The sequence below is a fragment of the Paenibacillus sp. MT124 genome (assembly GCF_058792755.1).
Window position 1 is genome coordinate 1,162,856 of record NZ_CM179500.1, and the last position, 16,514, is coordinate 1,179,369.

16 protein-coding genes are annotated in these 16,514 nt (G+C 49.6%); 12 read left to right on the forward strand and 4 right to left on the reverse strand.

Going from position 1 to position 16,514, the window contains the following annotated elements; all coding sequences use genetic code 11:
- The first annotated feature begins 6 nt into the window (after positions 1-6).
- The 6 genes from AC3RCI_RS05340 to AC3RCI_RS05365 all read left to right on the forward strand — a co-directional run bounded on the left by AC3RCI_RS05340 (position 7) and on the right by AC3RCI_RS05365 (position 4,200).
- A complete protein-coding gene (locus tag AC3RCI_RS05340; protein ID WP_492527863.1) occupies positions 7-567 on the forward strand; it encodes an STM3941 family protein in 561 nt (186 codons plus the stop codon).
- Between the two features lie 35 nt (positions 568-602).
- Positions 603-1,472, forward strand: coding sequence for an aldo/keto reductase (locus tag AC3RCI_RS05345; RefSeq protein WP_492527865.1), 870 nt, complete (start codon positions 603-605; stop codon positions 1,470-1,472).
- Between the two features lie 215 nt (positions 1,473-1,687).
- The gene (locus AC3RCI_RS05350; protein WP_492527867.1) at positions 1,688-2,104 is read left to right on the forward strand and encodes a GntR family transcriptional regulator; all 417 of its coding nucleotides are present in this window, start codon (positions 1,688-1,690) and stop codon (positions 2,102-2,104) included.
- On the forward strand, positions 2,097-2,795 hold the full coding sequence (locus AC3RCI_RS05355; RefSeq protein WP_127538016.1) for an ABC transporter ATP-binding protein: 699 nt from the start codon (positions 2,097-2,099) through the stop codon (positions 2,793-2,795). Before AC3RCI_RS05350 ends, AC3RCI_RS05355 begins: the two co-directional genes overlap by 8 nt.
- Positions 2,792-3,532, forward strand: a complete 741-nt coding sequence (locus AC3RCI_RS05360) for a hypothetical protein (protein WP_492527869.1) — start codon at positions 2,792-2,794, stop codon at positions 3,530-3,532. Before AC3RCI_RS05355 ends, AC3RCI_RS05360 begins: the two co-directional genes overlap by 4 nt.
- Before the next feature lie 179 nt (positions 3,533-3,711).
- Entirely contained in the window at positions 3,712-4,200 is a 489-nt protein-coding gene (locus AC3RCI_RS05365; protein WP_492527871.1) for an LURP-one-related/scramblase family protein, read from the forward strand.
- A 45-nt stretch (positions 4,201-4,245) separates the two neighbouring features.
- Here the strand turns inward: AC3RCI_RS05365 and AC3RCI_RS05370 are convergent, their stop codons facing one another.
- Both AC3RCI_RS05370 and AC3RCI_RS05375 read right to left on the reverse strand, forming a co-directional pair.
- Positions 4,246-5,094 carry a WYL domain-containing protein gene (locus tag AC3RCI_RS05370; RefSeq protein WP_492527873.1) on the reverse strand — a complete coding sequence of 283 codons (849 nt, stop codon included), beginning with the start codon at positions 5,092-5,094 and terminating at the stop codon, positions 4,246-4,248.
- Positions 5,042-6,397 (reverse strand): helix-turn-helix transcriptional regulator, encoded by a 1,356-nt coding sequence (locus AC3RCI_RS05375; RefSeq protein WP_492472123.1) that lies wholly within the window; start codon positions 6,395-6,397, stop codon positions 5,042-5,044. Before AC3RCI_RS05375 ends, AC3RCI_RS05370 begins: the two co-directional genes overlap by 53 nt.
- Before the next feature lie 227 nt (positions 6,398-6,624).
- Here AC3RCI_RS05375 and AC3RCI_RS05380 point away from each other — a divergent pair, with 227 nt between their 5' ends.
- From AC3RCI_RS05380 to AC3RCI_RS05395, 4 genes are all read left to right on the forward strand, one after another.
- Positions 6,625-7,428 carry a nucleotidyltransferase domain-containing protein gene (locus AC3RCI_RS05380; RefSeq protein ID WP_492527875.1) on the forward strand — a complete coding sequence of 268 codons (804 nt, stop codon included), beginning with the start codon at positions 6,625-6,627 and terminating at the stop codon, positions 7,426-7,428.
- Between the two features lie 27 nt (positions 7,429-7,455).
- Positions 7,456-8,889 carry a 3' terminal RNA ribose 2'-O-methyltransferase Hen1 gene (locus tag AC3RCI_RS05385; protein ID WP_492527877.1) on the forward strand — a complete coding sequence of 478 codons (1,434 nt, stop codon included), beginning with the start codon at positions 7,456-7,458 and terminating at the stop codon, positions 8,887-8,889.
- Positions 8,890-8,950: 61 nt separating this feature from the next.
- On the forward strand, positions 8,951-11,572 hold the full coding sequence (locus tag AC3RCI_RS05390; protein ID WP_492529804.1) for a polynucleotide kinase-phosphatase: 2,622 nt from the start codon (positions 8,951-8,953) through the stop codon (positions 11,570-11,572).
- A gap of 244 nt (positions 11,573-11,816) precedes the next feature.
- Positions 11,817-12,068, forward strand: a complete 252-nt coding sequence (locus AC3RCI_RS05395) for an RNA-binding protein (protein WP_095360818.1) — start codon at positions 11,817-11,819, stop codon at positions 12,066-12,068.
- Between the two features lie 112 nt (positions 12,069-12,180).
- On the opposite strand, the gene AC3RCI_RS05400 is transcribed toward AC3RCI_RS05395, so the two are convergent.
- Positions 12,181-13,101, reverse strand: coding sequence for an AEC family transporter (locus tag AC3RCI_RS05400; RefSeq protein ID WP_095288865.1), 921 nt, complete (start codon positions 13,099-13,101; stop codon positions 12,181-12,183).
- A gap of 93 nt (positions 13,102-13,194) precedes the next feature.
- Here AC3RCI_RS05400 and AC3RCI_RS05405 point away from each other — a divergent pair, with 93 nt between their 5' ends.
- On the forward strand, positions 13,195-13,701 hold the full coding sequence (locus AC3RCI_RS05405; protein ID WP_492527879.1) for a mismatch-specific DNA-glycosylase: 507 nt from the start codon (positions 13,195-13,197) through the stop codon (positions 13,699-13,701).
- A gap of 159 nt (positions 13,702-13,860) precedes the next feature.
- On the opposite strand, the gene AC3RCI_RS05410 is transcribed toward AC3RCI_RS05405, so the two are convergent.
- The gene (locus AC3RCI_RS05410; protein ID WP_492527881.1) at positions 13,861-14,913 is read right to left on the reverse strand and encodes a LacI family DNA-binding transcriptional regulator; all 1,053 of its coding nucleotides are present in this window, start codon (positions 14,911-14,913) and stop codon (positions 13,861-13,863) included.
- Between the two features lie 248 nt (positions 14,914-15,161).
- Between AC3RCI_RS05410 and AC3RCI_RS05415 the strand changes: the two genes are divergently transcribed.
- Entirely contained in the window at positions 15,162-16,481 is a 1,320-nt protein-coding gene (locus tag AC3RCI_RS05415) for a glycoside hydrolase family 125 protein (RefSeq protein WP_492527883.1), read from the forward strand.
- Positions 16,482-16,514: the final 33 nt, after the last annotated feature.

Below are 16,514 nucleotides of genomic sequence, written 5' to 3' on the forward strand. Positions count from 1 at the left end.
ATGAGATTGTCGACATCCTATGAACAACAGCATGTGGAATATCCGAGCCGTAAACGGATGGGTTGGCTTGCGGCCGGAGCTGCACTTTTTGTGGCAGCTGGATTTTTTTTGATGTTCAGCGATTCTTCCGATACAGGGGATACTGTAATTTCCGCGGTTGTAGGCCTGGTTTCCGTCCTGTTTTTTGGACTCTGTCTTGGATACAGCTTGGTGAAGATCATCAAGAAGGAGCCTTCCTTTGTCGTCAATGAGCAAGGATTCGTGGACTCCTCCTCGTATACGTCGGGAGGCTTCATCCCCTGGGAAGATGTAGAGAACATTTTCATGTATGAGGTGATGGGGCAGTCCATGATCGGAGTTAAACTAAAGGATGAGCAAGCCTTCCTGGATCGTCAGACCGGAGTGAAGCGTAAGCTGATGACCGTGAATACACAGATGGTGGATGCTACGGTGAGCATAGCCCAGAGCAGTCTGTCGTTGCCGCTGGAACAGCTGTATATCATGATGGTGGGACGATGGAAGCGTGCGAGTGAAATATACAAGCCGGGCCAGCAAGACAAGCTATGATTTCGAAATATTCATAGGAATAGGAGGAATGCAAAATGGCAACTCATGGAGAGAAGAAGCGTACAGTTCTGCTTCCTGACGGTACATCCCTGCCTGCCATAGGACAAGGTACATGGTACATGGGAGAAGACCGTTCAGCCCGTGCACAGGAGGTAAGAGCATTGCGTAACGGGATTGAACTTGGCATGACAGTGATTGATACGGCAGAGATGTATGCTGAGGGCGGGGCGGAAGAAGTCACCGGAGAAGCGATAGCGGGTTGCCGGGATGATGTTTTTCTGGTCTCCAAGGTTTATCCGCATCATGCAGATCGCAAACAGATGGTTACAGCCTGTGAGAACAGTCTCCGGCGTCTGGGTACAGACCGATTGGATCTATATCTGCTGCATTGGCGGGGAAGCGTACCGCTGCAAGAGACGGTTCAAGCATTGGAAGAGCTGAAACAAGCGGGTAAAATCCTGCGCTGGGGCGTGTCCAATCTGGACACGGAGGATATGCAGGAGCTATGGGATATTCCGGCTGGCCAGCATTGTGCCGTGAATCAGGTATTGTATCATGCGGCATCGCGCGGTATTGAAAGGGATCTCCTGCCCTGGCTCCGGGAAAGGCACATTCCCGTAATGGCGTACTGCCCGCTCGCTCAGGGAGGTAGGCTGCGCACCGAGCTGCTGGATCATCCGGTCATGCGCAGCATTGCTGCTGAACGTGGAGTGACCACATCACAGATTGCATTGTCCTGGGTTATCCGGGATGGGGATGTGCTTGCGATTCCCAAAGCAGTACAGCTGTCTCATGTGGCAGAGAATGCCGCAGCCATGGATATTGTTTTAACAAACGAAGAAGTGGGACGGTTAAATGAAGCCTTCCCGGCACCAACAGGTAAAGTTCCTCTGGACATTGTATAAATGGGCGTAGTGGTGTACCAGGCTAATTCACTGATTAGCTTGGTTGAAGAGAGAGCAGATCGTATATGATCTGCTCTTTTTTTTATTTTGGCCCATAGTCATTGGACAGTCTTGTGGGATTTCTGCATAAGGTTAGAAATAAATAGGCTTTACAACAACATAGCACTAGTGTACTATTTAACTAACACACCAGTACAGAGAGGAGCGAGTGCTTTGTGGCTATGGAATTCGATAACAACTTACCTATATACCTGCAGATTATGCAGTACATCAAGAAGCAGATTGTGACAGGCACACTGAAGGCAGGCGATAAGATTCCTTCGGTCCGGGAATTGGCGGCTGAGCTGCAGATTAATCCCAACACGGTACAGCGGACATTTCAGGAATTGGAACGGGAAGAAGTGGTCGAAACGAGACGGGGGCTGGGCAGATATGTTACAAGTGAGGAGTCGAAAATAATGACGATCAAAAAAGAAATGGCGGGAGAACTGCTGGAGCGTTTTTTGACAGGCATGCAGGAACTCGGGATTGAAGAGCAGGATATTGTTACCATTGTTGCGGACGCGGTCGCTGGAGGTCAGTTATCACAGCACAGTCATGAACAGGCGAAGGGAGGGGCAGGGCATGAGTAACGTCCTTGAATTGAATCACATTAGTAAAATGTACGGCGGCAAGCGGGCACTAAGCGATGTCACCCTTACGGTTGCGCCAGGCAGGATTGTCGGACTGCTTGGCAGCAATGGTAGCGGCAAGAGTACCCTGATGAAGCTTGCTGCCGGATTGCTGCATCCTTCAAGCGGGACCATTCAGATCACGGGTAAACCGGTTGGGCTTGAGACCAAGTCGCTCGTTTCCTTCATGCCGGATCGCCCATTGACCGAGAAATGGATGAAGGTTCGTGATGCCATTGCATACTACCGGGATTTCTATGCGGATTTTGATGAGGAAAAGGCCAGGGAAATGCTTGATTTCATGAAGCTCGCCGAGGGTGACAAGGTAAGGCATTTATCCAAAGGCATGAATGAAAGACTTCAACTAACACTGGCACTTTCCCGCAAGGCTCGTCTGTATTTGCTGGATGAACCGATCGGCGGTGTTGACCCCGTTGCCCGCGGCAAAATTCTGGATGCCATCGTAAAATTCTATGACGAAGACAGCAGTCTGATGATCTCGACACATCTGGTGACCGATATTGAACGGATTTTTGATGAAGTCATTTTCATTCGTGAGGGCGAGAAAGTGATGCAGGAAGAGGTTGAGACGCTTCGTCTGAAGTACGGTAAGAGCGTGGATGAGATGTTCAAGGAGGTCTATGCGGAATGATGACATTGCTGAAATATGATTTTAGAAGAAACTGGAATACCTTGTTGGCAGGGCTGGTTGTATTGATCATCGTTCAGATCGGGCTGGCATTGTTCATGTCTGAGGTGACAGGGCTAATTATTGGTATTATTGCTTATACGGGGGCAGGTGTAGCCATCTATGTGAGAATGATTAAGACGTACTGGTCCAACATCCGTGCGTACAATCGTCGTCTCGTACCCGTAACAGGACTGTCTCACCTATTGTCCCCCCTAATATTTGGTACGCTATGTGGACTGGGGCTAACAGCAGTTGCCATCATTCATTACTTCCTCTATGTTGCCACGAATGCAAGAATGCACTTTCTCAGCTACATCCATCTTTCGGGTATCCATCTTTCGGATTGGCTTACTCTGCTGTTGTTTATTTGGTGGGTTGCCATCTTTATGACCATCATCATTTTTCTCTCCATATCCATTGGAGGCAGCTTCAGGTGGAAAGCAGGTCCGTGGATTAGTATCGTCTCATTCTTCGTGCTGACCAATTTAATCAGTTGGCTGGAGAATGTCATTCTTGCTGGTCGCTTCAACCCGAATGAGTTGTTCCAGTTTACTCAAGAGAGTACAGGGATCACACTCACAGCGAATGGAGTTTTGTGGTCAGATGGAAGGCTGGGGAGTATCATATTTGAGGTTATTGTGGCAGTAATTATGGTTGGATTGGCTGTATATCTGAATAATAAAAAAGTAGAGGTTTAGCAGCATACTATACTTCAGAGCGATATGAACCACACGGGCGATCACGATCGTCCGTTTTTTATGGTTTAAACACAAAGAATTCAACAAGCTATGAAGCCATTTCCAATTCGCATACGTAAATACATATATAGTATGGATTTTACCGGGCAGGTTTAATTTCAGCAAAAGGGGAGGATGTTATGGAACTATACTTCAGAGATAACTTTTTCAACGCAGGATACACCGAAATTATGGACGAGAATCAGGAGCAGGCAGGACATTTGGATCTGAAAAGTCTATTTGGTTCATCACTAGATGTGTTCGGCCCAACAGGGCTGATCTGCAGTGGTCGATTCGGGATGTTAAGCAATCGCTGGGATGTCACTTCAGCGGATGGAGGACACCTTGGGGTCCTCCGAGCCAGAATGAGCTTTTTTAGTAAACGATACGAATACGATGCTGGACCGCGAGGAATCTATGAAGTATCTGCACCGGCATTTTCTCAGGAATATGATGTCACGGGAATGGGCGGCAGAATTGTAGCTAGCTTCAGGCGCACGAGCGGCTGGTTCAGTTCAGGAGCTTTTGTATTGAATAACGAGTCCGAGCAGCTGGATACCTATGAGTTGATTGCTGTCGTTATGGGTGTGCATGCCATCAACAAAAGACGGAACTCCGCTGCCACATAGCGCCCAGATAGACAACCCGAACCACATGGTTCGGGTTGTTGTTTGTTATGTGGACACCTTGGCCTCAGAAGTCAGGTCTGGCTCACTTTGAGGTTCCGGATCTGCGTAGCGTGCAAGCACCTTGGCTGCTGTCTCGGACATGCGATTGCGCAGCATAACGTTGTCTACAATCCGCACCCGTTTGCCGAGAAAACGCATTTTGGACAACACATAATCCATCTCACTCCGGGGGATCGTCAGCTCAATCCGGTAGGTATGCTGAGCTTCCACATACGTTACCTGTTTCTCGAAGCAGGAGAAGGCATATAGAATGCGTGACAATTCCTGATTGAACTCCGGCAGTACTTCAATCGTGATGGTTGTCTTACGTTTCTCAGTCAAATAGCGGATTTGCTCCGTATAACGCGAGACGTTTTCCGGTTCAAGGTGCTCGGACTCTACAGTGATAATGCTGTGCAGCTTGGTCGACATCAGTTTCCCAAATCGGGGGGCGTACCAGAGCACGTACCACTCTTTTTTGACCATGGAATATTCGAGCTTGTACGGGAATCCAAATTGATCCTGAATGATTCGTCCATTGCGAACATGCCCCGTTAGTCGAAAAGCTTGATGGTTCATTATGATTTTGCGCAGTGGATGGAGCAGGGGATGGGAGACGCTGTGTTCTTCGCTTTTGGCTTTCTCGGTCAAGTACTCCTGCAGGTTCATGTCCGGCTCCGCATCCAGCATTTCTTGCAGTTTATGGTAAGTGGAAGGACTTAATGCTTCCTGGGCGGCAGCATGATTCAGCATCATCCGGAGCCAGGCCCGTTCCTGGGAAGTCCAGGTAAACAGTCCAGTCTCATTCAATCTCGTCATGATCTGATAGTTGAACATCTTCTCGAACAGATTCATAATATTGCGCAATCTCCTTCCATTCCTTAATCATCTCCTGGCGAAGCCTGTGAGGCGCAATGACCTCGCAGCTGGAGCCAAAGCTCCGAAGCCATGGTTTAATCTCCGTCGTACCGTTAACCCGGATCTCATACAGAAAGGTATGCTCGGTTTCGGGCGTAATCGTGCCCCACTGGCCCTGCAGACGTACCCGATCCAGAATGAAGTTGCGCTGACCGCTCTCGGGATGGAAAAAACGGGCTTGAACCGTAACCGTCTTCGCCGTATCCACCAGCCAGCTGAACCGGCTGACTTCTGCCCATTGCTGTTTGAGATCGTGCATATACTCTGGGCTTACCGCATCCAGTTCCTCCATCTGGGTGATACCCTCCATTCGAAACTTCACGAATCCCCGGCGTCCCTGATATCCAATGACATACCACCGGCCATACTGGTGATCGTAAACGACTTCGAGCGGCAGGATCTGGTTGGAGTGTCCGCTGGCTTCGCGTTCGAATCGCGGATTCGTATTCTGCGAGCTGTAGCTGGATGGCTTTTTGGGTGAAAAATAGACAAACTGGACTCGCTTGCACTGGCGAATGGCACTAAGCAGGGTGTACAGATGTGCCTCATCCAGAATGCGGGAATAATAATGGTACTTGTATATAAACGGTTCGGTTACTTCCTGCTCGGGATAGCTTGCGGCAATTGCCTTCTTCAGGCTGTCTCTTAGCAGATATCCCTGTACAGAGGGAACTTGGGTATTCGCCATGATGTCCACAAAATCATATAACTCCAGCTGTTCCTGGGCCGTTAGTTTGGTAAGGACGTCCTGCTGCAGCATATAGCGATAAGGCCTGCCACCCGGTTCTTTCCGGATTACACCGACTTCTTCCAAATACTTCAGATCGGTGCGGATCGTTTTTTCATCAGGCAGTGCGAGTTCCTCAGGCAGATCGGCACAGCAGGCATCCAGCAGTTCCATCGCGGTCAGCGCGCTACCTTGCAGCGTATGTAAAATGACGGAAAGCCGCTGAACCTCTGTTTCTTTCATCGACTTGGCCCGAAAAAGGAACAGAAGCAGGGGTTCCGCAGATTCCCCATATTGGAAACGGACGAGCTCCGTCATTTCTTTGCTCGGCTCTGAACCGTGGCGCTGATCTGCCACAGATTGCATGATTTCTTTTAACCTGCGCGTCGTTTTATCAAAGGTATGTACGGAGATGCCCAGTCGTTCGGCATACTGTTTGCGATTGTATGCACCGCTTGTCAGAGACAACATGCGAAGAAACTGAATTTCTTTGTCAAAGCTTTCTTTGGCCATGAATCATCACTCCTTGGTGGCCTGGAGTCAGGCAAATATGGATTAAGCAATATGCAGCTCCCCACTTCTCGTATCCCTTCATTGTAACAGGAAGCGTAGCTGGTTTCATTTTAAACTTACAAAGGTCGCCATACTTTCACCATGTTCTTCTGTGGATGGGTTAGACATAATGAGGGTATGAAAAGATACGGTGGCAAGCAGCAGAAGAATAAAGGAGGCAGGTAGACATGACTCACGTTCATGAAGAAATGAGAGAAACGATCCGGCAGCAGCTTGCACAGATTGAACAGGAGGAACAGATTCGCATTATCTATGCGTGCGAGTCGGGCAGCCGGGCTTGGGGATTTCCTTCACAGGATAGTGATTATGATGTGCGTTTTCTGTACGTGAGACCGCTGGATTGGTACTTGTCGATTGAAGATAAACGGGATGTGATTGAACGCCCGATCAGTGATCAGCTGGACATCAACGGCTGGGATCTGCAAAAGGCGCTGAAGTTATTTCGAAAATCAAATCCACCCCTGCTGGAGTGGCTGCAATCGCCCATTCGCTACGACGAGCGGTACAGTGTGGCAGAGCGCATTCGTGGATGGTCTCCGCTTACGTTCTCGCCCAAGTCCTGCATGTACCATTATCTGAATATGGCCAAAGGGAACTTCCGGGATTATCTGCAAGGCGAGCAGGTGAAGATCAAAAAGTATTTCTATGTGCTCCGTCCGCTGCTCGCCTGCGGTTGGATTGAACGATATGAGACCATGCCGCCCATGGAGTTTGATGAGTTAGTCAAGGACATTATCCCTGCGGGAACGCCGCTGTATGTGGAAATTCAAGACCTTTTGAGAAGGAAGAGAGCTGGAGAAGAACTGGATTTGGAGCCGAAGCTGCCAGCTATTCATTCCTATTTAGCAGAGAACATCAAGCATTTTGGACACATAGCTGTGGATATGACGAATGAGCAGGTTGTAGGGTACGAAGAATTGAATCGAATTTTCCGATCCGCGCTGGATGAAGTATGGGCGGATGAAGAGTAGGAGCATAGAAAGAAGGAGGAGTAATCCATGCATTTGATATTAAAAGCAACTGGAGAGGGAGCAGGCAATGTATCGCATCTGCTCTCGAAGAATCCCAATAATGTGTATGACCGGACGGACAAGGGTGTGCGCGTAAGAATGGTATACACGACGGCTACAGAACGTGAAACCGAAGTACTGATGCACGCCGAACCTGATCCCGTTGATCTGGTTAGAGGCACACCGGATGGTTATGATATTACGCAGTATATTAATGACCGTGAATTTGTGACCAGCAGCTTGTTCTGCTCTTACATACGATCGGCGCTGGGGACGGCGCTTAATGGCAAACCGAAGGAAGCCTATGTACAGTGGGTAGGGCATCCGTTCGATATGGAGCTCACGTTTGGACCGGTGGCATCGGATCTGCCCGATCGAGCCATTGAGGAGTTGTTCTCGCCGCTTGGTTACGCTGTGACGCTGGAGAGAGACGAGCTAGTCTATACGTTTGATCTGAAAAAGAAGAGTACTGTCCGCCGCATCATTCTTCGTGGTCAAGTCACCGTGCAAAATGCACTGCGCCAGTTATTCCTGCTCATTCCCGTGCTGGATAACTATAAACATTATTTCATCGGTGAGGATGAGATTGATAAAATCAAGCGTTACGGCGAAGGTTGGCTGGACAATCATCCGCTGAAGGAAATGATCATCAAGCGTACACTGCGGTTCGCCGAATTGATTAGGCAGCATGAGCGTCAGGAGGGGATACTATCTGCGCCTGTGGAGGCGGTGAATGCCGGGGACGATAACATGAGTGCCTATAAAAAAGGCGATGAGCCTGACGTTCCATCTCTGCAGAAGGAACCACCCGTCCGGTTAAATGAACTTCGCTATCGTGCGATTACAGATGTGGTCGCAGGTCTTCCGCTTAAGCGCCGCATTGTGGATATGGGTGCCGGTGAAGGCAAGTTATCTGCCAAACTGGCTTATATTTCAGGCGTGGAGTCCATTCTGGCTGTGGAACCTTCGGGACAGTCCCGCCTGCGGGCCATGGAACGATTCGCCAAGCTGGAAGGACGAAGCGGGATCGCGGCTGTGCCAGAGCCAGTCATCGGCTCACTGTTTTATTTTGATGAGCAGATGCAGCATCAGGATGTCATGATCCTGTGCGAGGTCATCGAGCACATCGAAGCTTACCGACTGAACGGTATCATGGATACGATCATGAACGAATACCAGCAGGAAGTACTGCTTGTGACCACTCCGAACAAGGAATACAACCAGGTATATGCAATGGAACAGGAGAGCCTCCGCCATCACGACCATCGCTTCGAATGGACCAGGGCGGAACTGGCAGCTCAGTGTGAGATGTGGACGAAGCAGGCAGAGTACACCTTTGAAATCAGGGGCATAGGGGAGTATGCAGAAGGTTTCGGGCAGCCGACTCAGCTCGTGATTTTCAGGAAGGAAAGGAGAGATTAACATGAGGGATAACCCGGGAGCTGGAGAAGAAAATGACACAGGCAGAACGCCTCATGATCCGATGGCAGGGAGGGATTATAAGAGACGCCGCAAAATACACCTGCCTCATGCAGGCATCGTCGTGCTTGTTGGTCCATCGGGTAGCGGCAAAAGCACATTGCTGGAACGACTCGTGGAAGAAGGAGTCATCAAACATACGGAAGCCGTCTCGTCGGATCAGTTCCGCATGCTGGTTGGAGATGACGAATATGTGGACTGGAAAAATCGTCCGCGAAGCGAAGCGGATGTGATCTATGCCGAATACCAGCAGGTATCGGCCAAGGCCTTTGAAGCCATGGAAGCCATGCTGGCGACTCGCTGTAGGTTGAACAAGCTGACTTGGGTCGATGCGACCCATCTGTATACGGAAGATCGCCAGCGTCTTATTCATCTCGCGAGAAAAGCCCATGTACCTGTCATTGCGATCGTACTTGATGTTCCGGAGAAGGAACTGCTGGAGAGGGATGCTCGTCGCGATTATCCACGCGGCCGTCAGCGGGTGAAGCAGCAGGTACAGCAGTTCAAACGCACGCTGCGCTCCATCCGTGAAGATGGCTTTGATGCCAATTATGTGCTGAAGCAGCCGGATGAACTTGAATTTGTCCACACGGCCAATCCACTGATGGTGGACATGGGCGTAGGGATTGATATCATTGGCGATATTCACGGCTGTTATGATGAAATGATCGAGTTAATTATTCGGTTGGGCTATGTGAAAGAGGGAGAAAACGGGTTGTACCGTCACCCTGAGGGAAGAAAGCTGGTCTCGGTTGGGGACGTATCCAGCCGTGGACCTGCATCGCTTCCATGTCTGCTGTTCTGGCAGCAGCATTGTGCCGCAGGGTTAGCCTACATGGTTGACAGCAACCATGGGTGGAAAATTGCCCGTTATCTGGACGGTCGCGATGTTACCCTTAGTCATGGAGATGAGTTTGTTGAGCAGGAGCTGAGCGAACTGGAACGGGAACATGGCACAGAGACAGCGCAGCAAATACGTACAGATCTAAGAGAGTTTCTGCTGAATGCCCCTTCCCATCTGGTATTCTCCCGGAACGGGGTACGTCAGGTAGTGGTGGCACACGCGGGTATTCGGGATCATTTTATCGGAAAACAATCCAAACGCATTCAGGATTACTGCCGCTATGGAGATGTGGATGGAACAGATGAGCATGGACGGCCAGTTCGGAAGGACTGGTACGTGGATCATACTTCAGGCGAATGTATCGTCTGGGGACATGACCCCCGTCCATATCCTACGATTATCAATGATACGGTCAATATTGATCAGGGTGTTGTATTTGGAGGTATGCTGACGGCCTGGCGTATGCCGGAACGGGAGTCCGTCAGCGTTGCGGCACTGCAGGATTATGCTGGAGACCCGGATAGCCCGCTCAAGCGCTGGGAACAGCGCCGGTTTGCACCGCCAAACCTTCGGAAATTCAAGGAAGGATTTACGGTGCAGACCGGATCCAGACTGGACGTATCCATCCAGGGCGAGGTAGCCCGGACGGCCATTGATACTTTTTCCCACTTTACGGTACCGCTCGAAGAATTGGTCTATATCCCGCCTACGATGAGCCCGCCGCCAGCAACTTCTTCGGTTGAAGGCTATCTGGAGCATCCGCGGGATGCATTCCACTATTACCGGTCGCAGGGGGTTACGCGCATGGTGGCTGAGAAGAAACATATGGGCAGTAGAGCCATTCTGCTCCTCTTCCGCGATCAAGAAGCTGCGAAGCAGCAAGTGGGAAGAGCGATGCTGGGGAACATCGTGACCCGGACAGGACGATCTTTTTTTGACCCCACAACAGAACAGAATGTACTGACCAGGTTGCATGCGGACCTGACTGCAGACGGTTATTTTGAACGCCATCAGACGGAGTTTGTATTGCTGGATGCTGAGATTGTCCCCTGGAACCTGAAGGCCCGGGAGCTGATTGCTTCACAATATGCACATGTGGCCGAGGCTTCCCTCATGGATCGCGGAACGGTGCTGGACAGATTGCGGGAAGCGGAAGCGGCCGGACGAGATGTGGGGGAGTGGCTGCAGGAGACCGAAGTCAAACTGGCGAATGCGACTACATTCCGTGACGTATTTCAGAACTACTGCTGGGATGTGAAGGAACTCGGGGATATCCGTATAGCACCGTTCCACACCCTGGCTCACAGCACGGGAACGTTCTGGGATCAGACACATGAATGGCATATGGAGCAGAACCGCGAGTTTGCCCGGATGTCCAGCTTCATGATGGAGACGGAATATCGGGTGATTATGAGTGAGGCGGATGAAGCGGAAGTTATTCGCTGGTGGGAGGAGATGACGGCAGCAGGACATGAGGGCATTGTTATCAAGCCAGAAACCTTCCGCACGTGGAATGGGAACAAAATGATCCAACCTGCGATTAAAGTACGAGGGCGTGCATATTTGCACATCATCTATGGGATGGATTACCTGGCACCCGAGAATTTGTCCCGGCTAAGCAAACGTAAAACATCCAAGAAGGAACGCCATGCCCTAATGGAAAGCGCTCTGGGTATGGAGGGAGTTGAGCGTTTTGTCCGCAGGGAGCCTGTGGAGCGGATTCATGAATGTGTGCTGGCAACGTTAGCCCTGGAGTCTGAGAAGGTCGATCCACGATTGTGATGGTCCATAAAATAGAGGAAAACACCTTGCATTAGACTGAGATGAAGGCAGGCTTGGACGAGATCCAGGCCTTTTTTTCATTTTATTGTAAAAACTTTACATTTAAGAACATTTGAATTAGGAGTCTTAACTTCAATATAAACGAACCAAAGCCCTATATCCTTCCATGGTTATCTGGGTAATAATGTTATATATAGCAAGTAGTCATTGGAATTTCATAACGTAACGATAGGGGGTAACCTGCATGGCATCCATGATTCTGCTGGTAAAACAGACGGAGGACGATGAAAAGGTTATTTATCGATTCGGACCCAATGAGCGGAAGATGGGACTGATTGAAATGAACAAGATCAAGGAAAGTGTGAAGGAACTGGAACCTGTTCAGGTCGAAGGGGTCAATCCCAGCTTTTATTTCAATCGGGCGGCGCAGCGGCTGGTCCGATGTTTATTCAGGGAAGGCGGCAAGTTTCCGGAACGGACGACGTTTGAATCCTAGTTTTTCTTTTTGGCTGTGCAAGTAGGGGTTACTCGCATAGATCGCATATGTCTTAACCAAAAAAAGTCCAAGCTCATCCGACTTGCGGAGCGCATGGACTTTTTTAGTTGCATCAAAACGTTTTGGCAAAAGAAATGAGTGCAGTAATCGTAATAATGTTCAAGAGTGTTGAGATGAGCACCGTTTGGGCGGCAAAGTCAGGTTCGTTATCATATTCTTCGGCTAGAATGGACGCATTCACTCCTGTAGGCATCCCAGAAGCGATGATCAGTGCCTGTGCGGCAATCCCTTCCAGACCCAGAAGCAGTACAATGGAGATCCCAATGGCCGGGCCAATCAGGAGACGCAGAAATGTGCTAATATACACATCAAGACGGTACAGCCGGATCGGATATTTGACAATTTGCGCGCCGAGGGTCAGCAGTGCCACAGCAACCATACTTTGCTGTGCATACGTCAGCGGCATGGACAGAAACGTTGGCAGCGGCACCTTCCACATATGGAACAGAATCCCCAGTAAGAGCGCATAAGGTACTGGCATTTTGAGAAATCCGATGATGACTGCACGGTAGTTCCCTTTCAGCTTCGCACCCTGGATGGATAATACGCCATACGTGAAGGTCAGCAACGACTGTAGGGACATCACGAGAGCCTGGATGGAAGATGCGAGTGGGTCTCCGCGAAACACAAGCGCATTGATCGGCAGGCCATAGTTGCCTGCGTTGTCCAGCATGACACTGTTGTTAAAGGCGGCCTTCATGCCTTTGTTCAATCGAAGTGTTCGTGCGAACACGGATCCTACGATATACAGAATAATGACATATATGGCGTAGAAGAGAGTGACAGTCCCGAGTAGTTCACCCGACATATCGGAATGGTACATGCTCATAAAGACGGCTGCGGGGGTAATGCAATAGAAATTGATTTTGGCGAGGGTGTACAAGTCCAGCTTGAACACCTTTTGCATCCAGGACCCGACTCCGATCAGGAGAAAGACGGGCAGGACGACTTCAAGCATGATGTCTGCTATCATTGGTTCAGCTTCCTTTTTCATGAAAATTTCAGTCCGATTTCGTAAACACTTCAACCATTATATCATTTTATACACTAGGGAGGTCATGTGAATATGATTCCAGATCATCTGGATGTTGGGTTATCGATTCTGTTTATCGGATTCAATCCCAGCATCACATCAGGCGAGACCGGCCATCATTATGCCTACAAAGGCAATCGGTTCTGGCGCATTCTTGAACGTTCCGGCTTAACTCCTCGTTTATATCATCCGGAAGAAGATCAGGATCTGCTCAAATTGGGGTATGGATTTACCAACATAGTAGCCCGGCCTACGAGAGGTGTGGAAGATATAACACGTGAAGAGTATGCGGAGGGACGTCAGATTCTGCGGCAAAAGCTGGAACAGTACCGACCGGACGTCGCCTGTTTTGTCGGGAAAGGGGTATACACCCAGTACAGCAAGCGTGCCAAAGTGGAATGGGGATTTCAGGATGATCCGGTTGTCCCGGAAATTCAGGAATTCGTTGCCCCTTCTTCAAGCGGACTGGTGCGTATGTCGATGGATGAGATTGTTGCTATTTACGCACAGCTTAGCGATTTTATTGCGCAGAAACGTTGAGCATTTTTATAAGTAAATGTGTAGATCGCATAAACAACAAGCATTAAAATAAGTTGCCTTTCTTTAAAAGCTTATAAACGGAAGAAAAGGACCTGCATATTATGCGGGCCCTTTTCGTTTGTGTTAGAACAGATGATGTGTCTTATCGATTAATACAAGCTAAGCCGATTCACGCGGAATAAGGGAAGTGGCGAGCATGACGGTCTCTTTCGGTGTCCCGGGACGTTCAATTCGTCTTTGCAAAGCTTCAATGGCCCGCTGCCCTAGTTCTTCCTTGCACAGGTTGACTGTTGTCAAAGGTGGGGAAGACGTTGCGGCAGAGTGGACGTTATCAATGCCAACCACAAGGCAATCTTGAGGTGTGGAGATTCCGATCTCCTGCAGTTTGTTCATCCATTGCAGGGCAATATCATCATTCACCCCAATCCAGGCATCGGGTCGTTCATGCTCCGGCATGTTTTTGATTTCGGCTGCGAGCTGGTCTACCCACTCCCCTTGCTCATAAGGAACATTCCATTCCCGGAATGTGGCAGCTTGACCGTGGCCGGTATGAAAATGATTCAATGCCAGTTCCATGCCGATCTTGCGCTGTGCGAAGCTGGCCGCACGGCCATCGTCCGTGATTAACCCGATTCTGCGGGATTGCAGGGACAGTAGATACTGCACAACGGTGATGCCTGCCTCCAGATTATCATGGCTGATCGTATCACAGTTCAGGAGCGGTTCCTGATGATCCACCAGCACGATGGGACGGCCGGTCTGAGCCAGCCGCTGCAGAACGGCATGAGGAAAGGCGCCCATAACAATGACACCCGCACATCGTTCCCAGTCCAGATGGGGAGCAATGGCCCGTTCCGGTGGCGTATGTTCGTCCCCCGTACCAAGTGAAGGAGATACAATTGCGTGATGCCATCCCCGTTCATTACAGCCTGAGATCATGCCGGACAGCACCCGCTGCCAGTAGTGAGGCTCCCCGCGGTTTAGCTGATTCATGCAGATGAGCGCGAATGGCGGTTCGGATTGGTCTGCAGCAGCGGAGACACCGGTGCTTCCGGGTGTATTTTGGCGATAACCCAGAGCTCTCGCGAGTTCAAGCACACGGGCGCGGGTAGACTCGCTGACTCCTGTCTTGCCACTGAGTGCACGGGAAACGGCATATTTTGATAATCCAAGCTGGTCAGCCAGCGTCTGAATGGATACTTTGCGGGACATGTTCATGACTCCTTCATATGTAAACAAAATATAAATTTAGAAATTGAATTCGTAACAATTATAGCAATTGCGAATTGACGACATTTACCAACTCACAGTACACTACATTTAATAACGTTATTATATATTATGATAACAAAAATAACAATAATCAAATATGCCTAAAAGGATATGCCGGATTTGGAGAGAAACAGATCAGCCATATCCAAACACCACAACCACACTTCATGTCGAAGGAGACTACATCCATGGAACAGTTCAGATTACCGAAGATTCCCATGCCGCATCTGGAATTGCCGCAGGCAGTGCAAGATATTCTGGCGGAGGCGGACAAGAAGCTGCAGCACAGACCGAGATTGCTCGCGCAGTTCCGTAACTGCTTCCCGAGTACGCTCGAGACGACGACCAAACTGCTTGATGACGGAACAACGTTTGTCATTACAGGTGATATCCCAGCCATGTGGCTGCGTGATTCTGTGGAGCAAGTCATGCATTATGTGCCACTTGCGAAGGACGATGCAGCATTACAACGAATTATCAGCGGTCTGATCAAGCGCCATATGTTCTATGCTGACATTGATGTGTATGCCAATGCATTCAACGAAACAGCCAACGGCTGGCACTGGGATGCCAATGATGAAACAGAGATGTCGCCATGGGTATGGGAACGTAAATTCGAACTGGATTCCCTCTGCTTCTCGATGAAGCTGGCCTATGCGTATTGGCGTGAGACGGAATTAACGGATATTTTTGATGAACGCTTCAAAAGGGTGATGGAGAGAGTAGTCCACCTCTGGCAAACGGAGCAGCACCATGCCGAGCAATCGCCATATCGGTTTATGCGCCGCAATTGTCCAGCCCATGATACGATGCGTAATGCGGGAATGGGAATGCCTGTGAACTACACAGGAATGATCTGGTCGGGTTTCCGTCCGAGCGATGATGCCTGTGATTTCCACTATAACATCCCAGCGAATATGTTCGCTGCGGTGACCTTACGCCAGATGGGGGAGATCGCCAAATGGGTATTCCGGGACGAACGATTGGTTAGCGAAATGGCGCGGCTTGAAGAAGAGATTCGCCATGGAATCTCTCTCTACGGCATATACAATCATCCGGTCTATGGACGAATCTATGCCTACGAAACAGACGGATACGGCAATCATTGCCTGATGGATGATGCGGGTACGCCTGGACTAATGTCTATTCCTTATTTGGAATATGCACCCGTGGAGGATACCGTGTACCAGAATACACGCAGGTTTATTCTGAGTAAGGAGAATCCGTTCTATTATGAAGGCCAAGCAGCCAAAGGTATCGGAAGCCCGCATACCCCGCCGGGATACATCTGGCATATGGCACTGTCCATGCAGGGACTGACCGCGGATAATGACGAGGAAATGCTGGAGATGATTGAACTTTTGGAAAAGACAGACGCAGGAACCGGGTTCATGCATGAAGGCTTTCATGCAGATGATCCCGATACATTTACAAGACCCTGGTTTGCCTGGTCCAACAGCCTGTTCTCGCAGCTCGTGTACAAAGCCATGCAAAAAGGAATTTTATAGAGGGGTATAAAAGGTTATACAGTTACACTCAAA

Bases quoted from the DNA above. Each gene is read 5' to 3' on its own strand.
- AC3RCI_RS05345 (WP_492527865.1), top strand. From the start codon at position 603: ATGGCAACTCATGGAGAGAAGAAGCGTACAGTTCTGCTTCCTGACGGT.
- AC3RCI_RS05355 (WP_127538016.1), top strand. From the start codon at position 2,097: ATGAGTAACGTCCTTGAATTGAATCACATTAGTAAAATGTACGGCGGC.
- AC3RCI_RS05360 (WP_492527869.1), top strand. From the start codon at position 2,792: ATGATGACATTGCTGAAATATGATTTTAGAAGAAACTGGAATACCTTG.
- AC3RCI_RS05365 (WP_492527871.1), top strand. From the start codon at position 3,712: ATGGAACTATACTTCAGAGATAACTTTTTCAACGCAGGATACACCGAA.
- AC3RCI_RS05370 (WP_492527873.1), bottom strand. From the start codon at position 5,094: ATGAATCTGTTCGAGAAGATGTTCAACTATCAGATCATGACGAGATTG.
- AC3RCI_RS05375 (WP_492472123.1), bottom strand. From the start codon at position 6,397: ATGGCCAAAGAAAGCTTTGACAAAGAAATTCAGTTTCTTCGCATGTTG.
- AC3RCI_RS05380 (WP_492527875.1), top strand. From the start codon at position 6,625: ATGACTCACGTTCATGAAGAAATGAGAGAAACGATCCGGCAGCAGCTT.
- AC3RCI_RS05385 (WP_492527877.1), top strand. From the start codon at position 7,456: ATGCATTTGATATTAAAAGCAACTGGAGAGGGAGCAGGCAATGTATCG.
- AC3RCI_RS05390 (WP_492529804.1), top strand. From the start codon at position 8,951: ATGGCAGGGAGGGATTATAAGAGACGCCGCAAAATACACCTGCCTCAT.
- AC3RCI_RS05395 (WP_095360818.1), top strand. From the start codon at position 11,817: ATGGCATCCATGATTCTGCTGGTAAAACAGACGGAGGACGATGAAAAG.
- AC3RCI_RS05400 (WP_095288865.1), bottom strand. From the start codon at position 13,101: ATGATAGCAGACATCATGCTTGAAGTCGTCCTGCCCGTCTTTCTCCTG.
- AC3RCI_RS05405 (WP_492527879.1), top strand. From the start codon at position 13,195: ATGATTCCAGATCATCTGGATGTTGGGTTATCGATTCTGTTTATCGGA.
- AC3RCI_RS05410 (WP_492527881.1), bottom strand. From the start codon at position 14,913: ATGTCCCGCAAAGTATCCATTCAGACGCTGGCTGACCAGCTTGGATTA.
- AC3RCI_RS05415 (WP_492527883.1), top strand. From the start codon at position 15,162: ATGGAACAGTTCAGATTACCGAAGATTCCCATGCCGCATCTGGAATTG.